The organism is Dyella sp. 2HG41-7, from assembly GCF_021390675.1.
Taxonomy (GTDB): domain Bacteria; phylum Pseudomonadota; class Gammaproteobacteria; order Xanthomonadales; family Rhodanobacteraceae; genus Dyella_B.
This window is the reverse complement of the sequence record NZ_JAJEJV010000004.1, coordinates 187,115-199,872: the sequence shown is the minus strand read 5'-3', so window position 1 is coordinate 199,872 and position 12,758 is coordinate 187,115. Positions and strand designations below refer to the sequence as shown.

At 59.9% G+C, this 12,758-nt stretch carries 11 protein-coding genes; 5 read left to right on the top strand and 6 right to left on the bottom strand.

All coding sequences use genetic code 11. From position 1 onward, the window contains the following. Positions 1-232: 232 nt before the first annotated feature. The 4 genes from gyrB to dnaA form a co-directional block, all read right to left on the bottom strand. Complete coding sequence (gene gyrB / locus L0U79_RS02290; protein ID WP_233840273.1) at positions 233-2,647, bottom strand: DNA topoisomerase (ATP-hydrolyzing) subunit B; 2,415 nt, start codon at positions 2,645-2,647, stop codon at positions 233-235. A gap of 75 nt (positions 2,648-2,722) precedes the next feature. Further along, positions 2,723-3,802, bottom strand: coding sequence for a DNA replication/repair protein RecF (gene recF / locus L0U79_RS02285; RefSeq protein ID WP_233840272.1), 1,080 nt, complete (start codon positions 3,800-3,802; stop codon positions 2,723-2,725). A gap of 91 nt (positions 3,803-3,893) precedes the next feature. Continuing rightward, positions 3,894-4,994, bottom strand: coding sequence for a DNA polymerase III subunit beta (gene dnaN, locus L0U79_RS02280; protein ID WP_233840271.1), 1,101 nt, complete (start codon positions 4,992-4,994; stop codon positions 3,894-3,896). A gap of 246 nt (positions 4,995-5,240) precedes the next feature. Continuing rightward, a complete protein-coding gene (gene dnaA / locus L0U79_RS02275; RefSeq protein WP_233840270.1) occupies positions 5,241-6,587 on the bottom strand; it encodes a chromosomal replication initiator protein DnaA in 1,347 nt (448 codons plus the stop codon). Between the two features lie 181 nt (positions 6,588-6,768). On the opposite strand from dnaA, the gene rpmH reads away from it, so the two are divergent. Genes rpmH through mnmE form a run of 4 tightly spaced genes read left to right on the top strand, consistent with a single transcriptional unit; the run spans position 6,769 to position 10,429 of the window. After that, positions 6,769-6,903 carry a 50S ribosomal protein L34 gene (rpmH, locus tag L0U79_RS02270; RefSeq protein WP_007510029.1) on the top strand — a complete coding sequence of 45 codons (135 nt, stop codon included), beginning with the start codon at positions 6,769-6,771 and terminating at the stop codon, positions 6,901-6,903. A gap of 12 nt (positions 6,904-6,915) precedes the next feature. Beyond that, positions 6,916-7,296: a ribonuclease P protein component gene (rnpA, locus tag L0U79_RS02265; RefSeq protein ID WP_233840269.1), complete on the top strand. Its 381-nt coding sequence runs from the start codon at positions 6,916-6,918 to the stop codon at positions 7,294-7,296. A gap of 35 nt (positions 7,297-7,331) precedes the next feature. Next, positions 7,332-9,017 carry a membrane protein insertase YidC gene (yidC, locus tag L0U79_RS02260; protein WP_233840268.1) on the top strand — a complete coding sequence of 562 codons (1,686 nt, stop codon included), beginning with the start codon at positions 7,332-7,334 and terminating at the stop codon, positions 9,015-9,017. A 53-nt stretch (positions 9,018-9,070) separates the two neighbouring features. After that, a complete protein-coding gene (gene mnmE, locus L0U79_RS02255; RefSeq protein WP_233840267.1) occupies positions 9,071-10,429 on the top strand; it encodes a tRNA uridine-5-carboxymethylaminomethyl(34) synthesis GTPase MnmE in 1,359 nt (452 codons plus the stop codon). On the opposite strand, the gene rbsK is transcribed toward mnmE, so the two are convergent. Together rbsK and L0U79_RS02245 are read right to left on the bottom strand one after the other, a co-directional pair. Further along, the gene (rbsK, locus tag L0U79_RS02250) at positions 10,430-11,323 is read right to left on the bottom strand and encodes a ribokinase (protein ID WP_233840266.1); all 894 of its coding nucleotides are present in this window, start codon (positions 11,321-11,323) and stop codon (positions 10,430-10,432) included. Between the two features lie 90 nt (positions 11,324-11,413). Then, entirely contained in the window at positions 11,414-11,884 is a 471-nt protein-coding gene (locus tag L0U79_RS02245) for a hypothetical protein (RefSeq protein ID WP_233840265.1), read from the bottom strand. Positions 11,885-12,068: 184 nt separating this feature from the next. Here L0U79_RS02245 and L0U79_RS02240 point away from each other — a divergent pair, with 184 nt between their 5' ends. Beyond that, complete coding sequence (locus L0U79_RS02240; protein WP_233840264.1) at positions 12,069-12,755, top strand: glutathione binding-like protein; 687 nt, start codon at positions 12,069-12,071, stop codon at positions 12,753-12,755. The last annotated feature ends 3 nt before the right edge of the window (positions 12,756-12,758 follow it).

Here is a 12,758-nt window from a genome sequence, read left to right as displayed (position 1 = left end):
CTACCGATAACAAGCTGCATTGCCGCATTAAACCCTGATTAAAATCAAACAGTTACAACCTCGCGGCCATACGCGTACGCATCCTTCGTCGAAAAGTTACGCGATTTCGTCCGAAAGAATTGAGTGCTAGCCGTGACGAGCGTGTATACGTGTGTTGTCTTGTATTAATGCGTTAATGCGAGGCTGCGCACCAAAGCGAGCTGCGAGCAATTCTCGCAGCTCGTGTTGTCGATCAAATATCGAGATTGGCAACCTTCAATGCATTCGCTTCGATGAAGTCGCGACGCGGTTCGACCGCTTCGCCCATCAACATCGAGAACATCTGATCGGCCGCGATCGCATCTTCGACGCCGACCTGCAGCATGCGACGCGTTTCCGGGTTCACCGTGGTTTCCCACAGCTGCTCCGGGTTCATTTCGCCGAGGCCTTTGAAGCGCTGAATGGTGCGGCCTTTTTTGGCTTCGTCGAGCAACCACGTGCGGACGTCCGCGAAACGAAGCACGCCGCGCGTTGCGTTGCCGCGCCGTACAACGGCGTCGCCTTGGATCAATCCCGCGAGCGCCTGGCTGATCGTAAGAATCGGGCGGAATTCCGAGCCATTGAAGAACGGCTGCGGCAGGAGCCACGTGTGGCTGAGACCGTGCTGGTCGCGCACCACTTCGATGGCCGCCGGTTGTTCGCCGTGCGAAGCGCGGAACGAAAGTCGATAACGCGGTTTGCCAAGGCCGCTGGTGGCCAGGTTGCGCGCGATGCCATCCAGCCAAATTTGCATTGCTGCCTGATCGGTCCACAACTGCGATTCGATCGGCGCGTGCTCGAGCATGGCCGTAAGCACATTGGCATCGAAGCGATGACCGAGACGTTCGATCTGATCCAGCGCGGTCTGATAATCGCGCAGCAATTTTTCCAGCGCTTCACCGCTGATGGGCGGCGCAGAGGGACTGTACGTCAGCTCAGCATTGTCGACCGCGCTGGAAATCAGATACGCATTGAGCGCCGCGTCGTCTTTGAGATACAGCTCCTGCTTGCCTTGCTTGAGTTTGTACAGCGGCGGCAGGCCGATATAGACGTGACCGCGCTCGATCAGGTCGGGCATCTGACGGTAGAAGAACGTCAGCAACAACGTGCGGATATGCGAGCCGTCCACGTCCGCGTCGGTCATGATGATGATGCGGTGATAGCGCAGCTTGTCGGGGTTGTAATCCTCTTTGCCGATGCCGGTGCCCAGCGCGGTGATCAGCGTGCCGACTTCCGCGGAGGAAAGCATTTTGTCGAAACGCGCTTTTTCCACGTTGAGGATCTTGCCCTTCAACGGCAGCACGGCCTGCGTTTTGCGATTGCGTCCCTGCTTGGCCGAACCACCTGCGGAGTCACCCTCGACCAGGAACAATTCGCACAGCGACGGATCTTTTTCCTGGCAATCGGCCAGCTTGCCCGGCAGGCCGGCGATATCCAAGGCGCCCTTCCGGCGCGTCATTTCGCGGGCTTTGCGAGCCGCTTCGCGAGCGCGAGCGGCGTCCACCACCTTGCTGGCGATGGCTTTGGCTTCGTTCGGGTGCTCCAGCAAGAATTCGCCGAGCTTCTCGTAAACCACCTGCTCCACCACCGTTTTCACCTCGGACGAAACCAGCTTGTCCTTGGTCTGGGAGGAGAACTTGGGATCGGGCACCTTGACCGACAGCACGGCAATCATGCCTTCGCGCATGTCGTCGCCCGACAGGGTGACCTTGGCGTTCTTGGCGAGCCCTTCTTTTTCGATATAAGCCTGCAGCGCGCGCGTGAGTGCGGCGCGGAAACCCGTGAGATGGGTACCGCCATCACGCTGTGGGATGTTGTTGGTGAAGCAGAACATCGTCTCCTGGTAGGAGTCGGTCCACTGCATGGCCAGTTCGACCGAGATGGCGTCCTGCATCGCGCTCAAGCTGATCACATTGGGGTGCAGTGCGGTCTTGAGCTGCGCCAAGTGCTGGACGAACGATCGGATGCCGCCTTCGTAGGCAAACGTATCCTTGCGCCCTTCCCCGCGCTCATCACGCAGTTCGATCGTGACGCCGGAATTGAGGAAGGCCAGTTCGCGCAGGCGCTTGGCCAGCACGTCATAGTGGAACTCGATGTGGGTAAAGGTCTGCGGGCTCGGCAGAAAGCGCACCGTGGTGCCGCGCTTTTCCGAGGGTCCGATTTGCTTGACCGGATAAAGCGGCTCGCCGAGTTTGTATTCCTGGTGATACTCGTTCCCATCGCGATAGATGGTCAGCCACAGGTGATCGCTGAGCGCGTTCACCACCGACACGCCTACGCCGTGCAGGCCGCCGGAAACTTTGTACGAATTCGCATCGAACTTGCCGCCGGCGTGCAGCACGGTCATCACTACTTCCGCGGTGGAACGGCCCTCTTCCGGATGCATGTCCACCGGAATGCCGCGGCCGTTGTCCTGCACGCTGACCGATTCGTCCTCGTGAATGGTCACGATCACGTAGTCGCAATAGCCGGCCAAGGCTTCGTCGATGGAGTTGTCGACGACTTCGAACACCATGTGGTGGAGACCGGTGCCGTCATCGGTATCGCCGATGTACATACCGGGGCGCTTGCGCACCGCTTCCAGGCCTTTCAGTACCTTGATGCTGTTCGAATCGTAAGATGCGTTCATGCAGTAACCATGTTCCGACGCCTGTAATCCGCCCGGTGTGGCGCCAAGAGGGCCGGGCTGGATGCAACCTTGCAATTATACCTGAGGCGTCAAATGTCCTTGTTCCACGTGGAACAATTTCACGGGTGAACGCTCCAGGACCCTAGGCAGCTCGGTTCCGGAGATCAGTACTTGCGCCTGAGTGCCTGCCAAGCTGCCCACCACGGCTGCCTGGTGGTCCTGGTCGAGCTCCGAAGCGAGGTCGTCCAGGCAAATAACCGGCCACTCACCGCGATACTGGGCGTCCAGCCAGGCCTGGGCCAGCACGCAGATCAGCGCGGTCAATTTCTCCTGGCCTCGGGATAGATGTTCCCGTTGGGGGGCAAACTGGAACGAGATGGACCAATCGGCCCGATGCGCACCCGAGGTCGTATGGCCCCGCCCCTGGTCCCTCCCGCGTTGAGAGGCAAGCACCTCAGCCAAATCGGAATCATCCGGCCAGCCAGCACGATAGCGAAGCTCTACCGTACCCAACTCAGGCAGGAGCAGGGCTGCCTGTTCGCGAAGGTACGGCAGCAAGGCGTCCAAGTACTCCCTGCGCCATTGGTCGATCTGAGATCCTGCGCGAGCCAGCTCGTGCTCCCATGGTCCGAGAAGGCTCTCCTCCGGCATGGCATTGCCACGGAGAAGACTGTTTCGCTGCTTTAACGCCCGTTGATAGCGCCGCCAAGTCGACAAGAACTCGTGTTCCACGTGGAACACACCCCAGTCCAGGAATCGACGTCGCTCTTCCGCCGATCCAGCGATCAACGCATGAGAGCCTGGTTCGAAACAAACCACAGCGCATTCGCGGATCAATTGACCGACCTGAACATCCTCGCCGTCAAGACGCGCTTCCCAGCGCGAGCCTACCCGACCCAAACCCAAGCGGTGAATCTGCCCATCGTCGTGCCGAACCGCTGAAAAAATATTCAACCCGCCCGCCCCTCGCTGTATCAGCGCCTCGCGAGCACCGCTGCGGAAAGACCTGCCGTGCGACAACAAAAAAGCCGCCTCCAGCACGGACGTCTTCCCAGCGCCATTGGCGCCCACCAAAACGTTGAATCCGGCCGCGAGATCGATGGCGACATCGCCGATGCACCGCAGCCCCTGAAGATGTAATCGCTCCAGCCTCATGCCTACCGAGCTTCCAAACGACAACGCCGGAGCTTTGGGCTCCGGCGCTGCAAAAAGGCAACCAAACGAGTTAACCGCATGAAATAGGAAGTCAGAGCCGCAACGGCATGATCACGTGACGAGACTGCTCGCTATCGTCTTCTTGCACCAAGCAGCTCGACTGCGCGTCACGGAGACTCAAGCGCGCCTTCTCGCCACGCAGCGCACTGAGCGCATCCAGCAAATACCCGACATTGAAGCCCACGGTCAGATCCGACACGCCAGTTTCGGCCTCGACCTCTTCCACTGCCTCTTCCTGCTCCGGGTTATGCGCCACGATACGCAGCTTGTTCGGCGAGAACTCCAGTTTCACGCCGCGATATTTCTCGTTCGACAAAATGGCTGCGCGTTGCAAGGCTCCGCGAAGGACCTCGCGATCCAGCGTAGCGCGCTTGTCGGCGCCAAGCGGAATCACCGCCTCGTAATCGGGGAATCGACCGTCGATCAGCTTCGAGGTAAACACCACTTCACCACGACGCACGCGCAAATGGTTGCGCCCGAATTCCAGCTCGACCGAACCGTCGCCCGATTCCAGCAATCCGACCAGCTCATTCACGCCTTTGCGCGGAATGATGATCTGCCTTCTCGCAGCGACCTTGCTCTCCAAATGCGTTTCTTTCAGCGCCAGACGGTGGCCGTCGGTCGCCACGCAGCGCAGCGCGTGTTCTTGAAGATCCAGCAACATGCCGTTGAGGTAGTAGCGAACATCTTGGTTCGCCATCGCGAACGACGTGCGTTCCATCAGATCGCGCAGCACCTCTTCGGGAAGGCTTACGCGCTCGACCAATTCGATTTCATCGATGGTCGGAAATTCCGTGGCCGGCAGCGTCGCAAGCGTGAATCGGCTGCGTCCAGCGTTCAACGCAACGCGGTCGCCGTTTTGTTTCAGCTCGATCTTTGCGCCATCCGGCAGCGCGCGAACGATATCGAACAGCTTTCGCGCCGGAATGGTGGTTTCGCCATCAACCAGTTTGTCGGCCTCGGTGGCGGCAATCATCTCCACTTCAAGATCGGTGCCGGTGAAGGAGAGTTTTCCATCACTCACTTTGACTAGAAGATTGGCCAGTACCGGCAACGTCTGACGACGTTCTACGACACCGACAACCTGCTGCAAGGGTTTAAGCAGAGCTTCTCGTTGGATGCTGAATTGCATGTTTGTGCTTTCCCTATCCTGCAGTTCTGTTTTTAAAAGAAGAGTAGTGGTTGCAGCAGAGGCGGTGGACAACTTGAAAACTCAAATTTATCCTTTACAAACAAAGGGTTAATGATCAACCCCCTTGTGCCTGGATGTCTTTACGACTTGTGCATCGCCAGTGGATAAGTTTGGAGCATCAAAGCGTCTTCATATTATCCACAGGATACCCGCCCAGTTTTCAAGCGCTTATTCAATAACGCGCCATCAGCCGGTCAACGTCCGAATCAATTGCTCCCAATCCTGCCGCATCCGCGTATCCGTTTCGCACAGCTTGCGGATGGTGCGGCAGGCGTGCAGCACCGTCGTATGGTCGCGGCCACCGAACGCTTCGCCGATTTCCGGCAGGCTGTGTTCGGTCAGTTCCTTGGACAGCGCCATCGCAATCTGGCGCGGCCTAGCCAGCGAACGCACGCGACGCTTGGACAGCAAATCCTGCAAACGCACACCGAAATATTCGGCGACGATCTTTTGAATGTTCGGTACGGTGACCGCTTGCGCGTGCGTCGCGAGTAGATCGCGCAAGGTCTCTTCCGCAAAATCGGTGGTGATCGGTTTGCCGTAGAAATTCGCGCGCGCCGCGAGCGTGTTGAGCGCGCCTTCCAGATCGCGCACGTTCGAGCGAATGCGTTTGGCCAAAAGCATCGCAACGTTCTCGGTGACCGATACGCCTTTGTCGTGCGCTTTCGACAACAAAATTGCAGCGCGCGTTTCGAAATCCGGCGGCTCGATCGCTACCGACAATCCCCAACCGAGACGCGATTTCAAGCGCGGTTCGAGCTTGTCCACTTCCTTCGGATAACGATCGCAGGTCAAGATGATTTGCTGCTTGGATTCGAACAGCGCATTGAACGTGTGGAAGAACTCTTCCTGCGTCGTGTCTTTGCCGGCGAAAAACTGGATATCGTCGATCAGCAGCGCATCCACCGAACGGAAGCGGCGCTTGAATTCATCCATGCTCTTGGTGCGCAGCGCTTCGATCATGGAACCCACGAACTGCTCCGAGCGCAGATACAGCACTTTGAAATTCGGATTGTGTTCGCGCATCAAGTTGCCGGCGGCGTGCATCAAATGCGTTTTGCCCAGACCCGTGCCGCCGTACAACAGCAGCGGGTTGTAGGCGCGGCCGGGATTCTGCGCAACCTGCATGGCGGCCGCTTTGCCGAGCTGGTTCGATTTGCCCTCGACGAAGGTCTCGAAGGTGTAGTGCGGGTCCAGGTTGTGGGTGAAATTCACCGGGGCGGCTTCCCCCACCGCCAGGGTCGGCCTGGCGGCCGTCGTCGACGCCGCGGGACGGCTGACGCCGGCCGCTGCGCTGCTGGAGCCCACTTCCAGGCGCACGGGTAGGCTGTGACCGTTCAAGAGCGTCAGCACCGCCTCGATCTTGGGCAGGTAACGATCACGAACGGCATCCAAGGTGTAGGGATTGGGCGCGTAAAGCTGTAAGCCGTCCGCGTCGTCGCGCGCCTGCAGCGGCATCAGCCACGTGTGCAGATCCTCGGCGCTCAATTCACCTTCAAGACGCTCCAGACAGCGCCGCCACAAATCACTCATGGATACTTTTCAGCCACAGCAAGGGCGCTTTCGCGCAGGGTGGACCAGGGAGTCTAGCAGCACCGATGGGGCAACTATCCACACGGATATCCACAACTTGCCGCCACTTTAGTATTTGACACGAACCGGGGCCATTCCGCATAATTCCCAATCTTTTTCACCCATTTAACAGGAGGAAGCCATGAAGCGGACCTTCCAGCCCAGCAAGCTCAAGCGCGCCCGCACGCACGGCTTTCGTGCTCGTATGGCCACGGCCGATGGTCGCAAGGTGCTCAATGCACGTCGCGCCAAGGGCCGCAAGCGCCTGATCCCGTAAGCGACTGCGCTTATGGGCACCGCCGGCCTACCGCGCGAGGCGCGGATTCGCCGAGCCGGTGACTTTGCCGTCTTGCGTCAAGACAGCGGCCGCCTCGGCAGCCGCTGTTTTTCTGTGCGCTATCGCCAGAATGACCTCGGGCACGCCCGCCTAGGTCTAGCCATCTCCAAACGGGTTTCCAAGCTTGCTGTCGACCGCAATCGCATCAAGCGGCTCGTGCGTGAGTCGTTTCGACGCGCCCGGCATCGGCTTCCACCCGTGGATCTGATGATTCTGGCCCGCGAACAAGCCTGCAACATTGCCGGACCGGCGCTGTTGGCCGAGCTCGATGCGCTGTGGCGCAAATTGCCGCCGTTGAAGCACGACGGCGACACCTCCACAATGATCCGCTGATCTCCCTCTTTTCCATCCCTCCGGATCGCTACGCGATGAATCAAACGCGCACCTTCCTTCTCTTCGCCCTGCTGGCCGTCGCGTATCTGTTGTGGACGCAGTGGGAACAAGACTACGGTCCTCATCCGCTTCCAACCACGAATACGTCGACGACGGCTGAAAACAGCAATGCCACGCCGGGCGCTACGCCCAGCATTGCGAACAGCAGCGGCGGCGGCGAAACGGGTACGGGGCAGCTCGTCACCGTTACCACCGACGTTCTGCGCCTGACTATCGACACGCGCGGCGGCAGCATCGTTCGCTCGGAATTGTTGAAGTATCCAGTGACGCCGCGCACGAAGAAGGATCCTGATCCGGCTTCGATCCGTCTGCTCGACGACGGCAGCATCGATTACTTCGCTGCGCAAAGCGGTTTGGTGAGCGCGGACGGCGCGGCGCCCGATCATCGCGCGATCTTCCAGAGCGCGCAGACCAGCTACGTGCTTGCCGATGGTCAAGACGCGTTGAACGTCGACCTTACCTGGACCGATGCGTCCGGCGTGAAAGTCGTCAAACGTTACACCTTGCATCGCGGCAGCTACGTGATCGATCTGGATCAACAGATCGACAACGGCAGCGGTAAAACCTGGGACGGCAACGCGTATCGTCAATTCCTGCGCGCCAATCGCCCCGAACCGGTGTACAGCAACTTCCTGCAGCGCATGTCCGATCAATCGCGCTACGGATTTTTCGGCGCCGCGTGGTACACGCCGGATCAGAAATTCGACAAGCTGACCTTCGACAAATTTGAGAAGAGCCCGCTGCAAAAGCAGGCCACCGGCGGTTGGGTGGCGATGATGCAGCAGTACTTCCTCGGCGCGTGGATTCCGCCGTCGAGCGAAGCGGACACCTTCACCACCACCATCGTTAACGAAGAACACGGCGCGCCGCGCTATGCGATTCGCAGCGTCGGTCCGCAAATCAGCGTTGCGCCCGGTCAACAGGCGAGCAGCAAAGCGCAGCTATATATCGGTCCCAAACTGCCCGATCAGCTGGCCACCATCGCGCCGGGTCTTGATCTCACCATCGACTACGGTTGGCTGAAAATCTTCGCCGAACCGCTGCACTGGATTCTGGCCCAATTCGACAAGCTCACCGGCAACTGGGGTGTGTCGATCATCCTGCTGGTGCTGCTGATCAACCTGGCTACGTTCAAGTTCACCAATGCGCAGTTCGCCTCGTCGAACAAGATGCGCAAGCTGAAGCCGCGCATCGATGCGTTGAAAGAACGCTACGGCGATGATCGCCAGAAAATGCAGCAGGCGATGATGGAGCTGTACAAGAAGGAAAAGGTGAACCCCGCAGCCGGTTGCTTGCCGTTGCTGATCACCATTCCGATCTTCTACGGCTTGTATTACGTGCTGCGCGATAGCGTGGAGCTGCGTCAGGCGCCGTTCTTCGGCTGGATTCACGATCTGTCCGCCGCCGATCCGTATTTCGTCTTGCCGGTGCTCTACACCGTCGTGATGCTGGTGCAGCAGTGGTTGATGCCGGTGCAGCCGGGTATGGATCCGGCGCAACAGAAAATGATGAAGTTCATGCCGCTGATGTTCGCGGTGATCTTCCTGTTCTTCCCGTCCGGTCTCGTGCTGTATTACGTCGTCAACGGTTTGTGCCGACTGTTGCAGCAGTGGTGGATGATGCGCCGAGCCGACGCCGAGCCAGCCAAGGCAGCTGCCTGATCGACCTCGCGCGGGCGGCCATGTGCCGCCCGCTGCGGTTATGCTGATGCGCCATGGCCGCACCACTTCCCGATAACGACAACGACACCATCGCCGCGATCGCCAGCGCGCCTGGCGCGGCGGGTATTGGCGTGGTGCGCGTATCGGGTCCGCACGTACCGGCCATCGCGGCAGCGTTGCTGCGCAAATCGCCATCGCCGCGTCACGCGCATTTCGCTGCGTTTCGCGATACGGACAATCGGCTGATCGATCGTGGTCTGCTGCTTTATTTCCCCGCCCCCGCGTCGTACACCGGCGAACATGTGCTGGAACTGCAGGGTCACGGCAGCGCGGTGTTGTTGGACTTGTTGTTGCGTCGTGTCTGCGAACTCGGCGCGCGTCTGGCCCGTCCCGGCGAATTCACCGAACGCGCCTTCCTCAACGGCAAACTCGATCTAGCGCAGGCGGAAGCCGTCGCCGATCTGATCGCCGCGCGCTCGCAAGCCGGCGCGCGGGCGGCGTTGCAGTCGATGGAAGGTGTGTTCTCGCGCAAAGTCGACGCATTGCTGCAATCCTTGATCTTGTTGCGCGTACACATCGAAGCGGCGATCGACTTTCCCGAAGAAGAAATCGACTTTCTCGCCGATCCCGCCATCGCGCAAAAGCTGCACGCGTTACGCGCGCAACTGACTGACTTACTGCGCGAAGCGCAACGCGGCGTGCGGCTCAATGACGGCTTGCGCATCGCCATCGTCGGTCGCCCCAACGCCGGCAAATCGAGTTTGCTCAACGCCATGGCTGGCAGCGAACGCGCCATCGTCACCGAAATCGCCGGCACGACGCGTGATGTATTGCGCGAAAGCATTTCGCTGGACGGTATCGCACTTGAGTTGGCCGATACCGCAGGCTTGCGTGACACGCACGATCCGGTCGAACGCGAAGGCGTGCGTCGCGCGCACGGTGAACGCGAGCGTGCCGATGTCGTGTTGTTGGTGACCGACGTGCAGCATGCGAAAGACGATCTCGCATGGCTGACGGATCTACCTGCCGGCGTCGAACGAATCGTCGTCATCAACAAGATCGATCTCGATGCGATGCCATCCCATGTCGAAGAGCGCGACGGCGCGCACTGGTTATGGCTCTCGGTAAAAACAGGCCAAGGCCTCGACGCCTTGCGCGGACATCTAAAACAACTGGCCGGTGCGGGCAGCGGCGAAGGCGCGTTTAGCGCGCGTCGCCGTCACGTGTTGGCGCTCGAACGCGTATCCGATCATTTGGATCGCACCGCGCACGTGCTGATCGATGCGCGCGCCGGCGAACTGGCTGCCGAAGAACTGCGTCAGGCGCAGCACGCACTCGGCGAGATCACCGGTACTTACAGCAGCGACGATCTGCTCGGCGCTATCTTCAGCTCGTTCTGCATCGGCAAGTAATCACACGCGCTGTCGCGCCAGCAACGCCTCTACTTCCGCCGGATGCGGCATGCCGCCGCGTGCGCCAAGGCGTGTGACTGACAACGCCGCCGCCGCGCACGCTTTGCGTACGGCGATCGGCAAACCCTCGTGCAGATACACCGCGAATGCGGCGTTGAACGTGTCGCCCGCCCCGGTGCTGTCCACCACTTCCACATCGAACCCCGCTTGATGTTGCGGTTCGCCCTCTTCCCGAAACCACGCGCCTTCGCCGCCGCGCGTCAACACCACCGGACACGGCGCGCGACGCATCAGGCTGCGAAAATCCTCCGACGCGTCCGCGCCAAGCAACGTCGCCAATTCGTGTTGATTCGGCGTGATATAGCGCGCCAGGCGTAACCATTCGGACGGCAACGGTTGTGCCGGCGCAGGATTGAGAATCACCGGCACGCGTTGCGCATCCGCGATACGCAGCGTGGCTTCCACCGTTTCCAAAGGGATTTCCATTTGCACCAGCACCGCGTCGGCGCTGGCGATGACTTGCTGCGCTTTCGAAACGTGCGCAGGCGTGAGTTGTGCATTGGCGCCGGGAACCACCACGATTTCATTTTCGCCGTTGGCGACCGTGATCGACGCCGTGCCGCTGCTGCCTTCCACGCGCGCGATGTGTTCGATGCTGACGCCCTCGCTGGCGAGTCCGTCGCGCAGCGGATCGCCGAACGCGTCGTCGCCGATTGCGGCAATCATATGCACTTCCGCGCCCAAACGTGCGGCAGCGACCGCTTGGTTGCCGCCTTTGCCGCCATGCACGGAAACAAACCGGTCGCCGATCAAGGTTTCGCCCGGTGCGGGAAAACGCGCCGCCACCGTCACCAGATCCATATTGATGCTGCCGACGACAACCAGGCGTGTCATAAATGCTCTCGCATTGCGAAGGATGGGCGAGAGCGTAAACGTACAAGCGCGCGAACGGTAGCGCGCGCCTGTACGAGCCGACGTGTTGGCTCAGTGACTGTCGCTATCCGATCCATTATCCGATGAGCTCGACCCATTCGGATTGCCGCGCGCATTCTGCCGGCGATTCTTCATGTTCTGCTTCATGGTCGCGTATTGCGACTGTTGGTCCGGCGTGAGGACGGCGTTGATTTGCGAATCCGTATTCTGCTGGATCGATCGCATCTTGGCGCGGCGATCCTGCGGCGAAAGCGAACTGTCGCTGCGCGTCGCCATGAGTTGCTGTTGACGATTTTGCAGAATCGAGGCGATCTTGGACGACTGATCGTCGTTCAGTCCCAGGCGCTTGCTTAGTCGTGCGGCTTGTTTCTGTGGATCGGGTGCACGATGTTGCATACCGGTAGATGAAGCATCTTGCATGCTGGCCGGCGCACTGCTGTCCTGCGCGAAACCAACGGGTGCGAAGGTCGTGGCGCTGAGCGCCAGGCCAAGCACGGCGAAACACGTGGCGATGGTCTTCATGGGTCTCTCCGAGTCTTCGGGTTGAGGCCTTCTGTCGAGGCCGGCCATCGCGGAAACGAAGCAGGCGCTCTGTCGTTTACAGAACCCAGCGTTCTTCTTCGCGCCGTCGCGCGTAATGTTTCGCAACCTTGAAAGCCTGCGACCCGACCCCGACGCTGATGACATACCCGCCTAGGAGCCGACCATGATCGAGCTGCATTACTGGCCTACCCCGAATGGTCACAAGATCACGATGTTTCTCGAAGAAACCGGTCTGCCCTACACCATCAAGCCGGTGAACATCGGCAAGGGCGAACAATTCGATCCCGCGTATCTCAAGATATCCCCCAACAACCGTATGCCGGCGATGGTCGATACAAAACCTGCGGACGGCGGCGAACCGATCAGCGTGTTTGAGTCGGGTGCGATCTTGCAGTATCTGGCCGAAAAAACCGGGCGATTTCTGCCCTCGGATCTGCGCGGTCGCACCATGGTGATGGAATGGTTGTTCTGGCAGGTGGGCGGCCTGGGGCCGATGCTGGGGCAGAACCATCACTTCAATCGCTACGCGCCGGAAAAGATTCCTTACGCGATCGATCGCTATGTACGCGAAACGCAGCGTTTGTACGGGGTGCTCGACAAACGCCTGGCAGGGCGCGATTTTCTTGCAGGCAAGGAATACAGCATCGCCGATATCGCGGCGTATCCGTGGACGGTGTCGCACGAAAATCAAAGCATCGATCTCGCCGACTATCCCAACGTGAAGCGTTGGTTCGAGCGCATTCGCGATCGCGAGGCGACACGTAAAGCCTACGCGATCGCCGATACCATCGAAGGACGAGTCGATTTGCGCACAGACGAAGAGGCGCGACGTCACCTGTTCGGTCGTTAGCAA

Excerpts from the sequence above, each read along its gene's own strand:
- gyrB (WP_233840273.1), bottom strand. The coding sequence starts at position 2,647 with ATGAACGCATCTTACGATTCGAACAGCATCAAGGTACTGAAAGGCCTG.
- recF (WP_233840272.1), bottom strand. The coding sequence starts at position 3,802 with ATGAGGCTGGAGCGATTACATCTTCAGGGGCTGCGGTGCATCGGCGAT.
- dnaN (WP_233840271.1), bottom strand. The coding sequence starts at position 4,994 with ATGCAATTCAGCATCCAACGAGAAGCTCTGCTTAAACCCTTGCAGCAG.
- dnaA (WP_233840270.1), bottom strand. The coding sequence starts at position 6,587 with ATGAGTGATTTGTGGCGGCGCTGTCTGGAGCGTCTTGAAGGTGAATTG.
- rpmH (WP_007510029.1), top strand. The coding sequence starts at position 6,769 with ATGAAGCGGACCTTCCAGCCCAGCAAGCTCAAGCGCGCCCGCACGCAC.
- rnpA (WP_233840269.1), top strand. The coding sequence starts at position 6,916 with ATGGGCACCGCCGGCCTACCGCGCGAGGCGCGGATTCGCCGAGCCGGT.
- yidC (WP_233840268.1), top strand. The coding sequence starts at position 7,332 with ATGAATCAAACGCGCACCTTCCTTCTCTTCGCCCTGCTGGCCGTCGCG.
- mnmE (WP_233840267.1), top strand. The coding sequence starts at position 9,071 with ATGGCCGCACCACTTCCCGATAACGACAACGACACCATCGCCGCGATC.
- rbsK (WP_233840266.1), bottom strand. The coding sequence starts at position 11,323 with ATGACACGCCTGGTTGTCGTCGGCAGCATCAATATGGATCTGGTGACG.
- L0U79_RS02245 (WP_233840265.1), bottom strand. The coding sequence starts at position 11,884 with ATGAAGACCATCGCCACGTGTTTCGCCGTGCTTGGCCTGGCGCTCAGC.
- L0U79_RS02240 (WP_233840264.1), top strand. The coding sequence starts at position 12,069 with ATGATCGAGCTGCATTACTGGCCTACCCCGAATGGTCACAAGATCACG.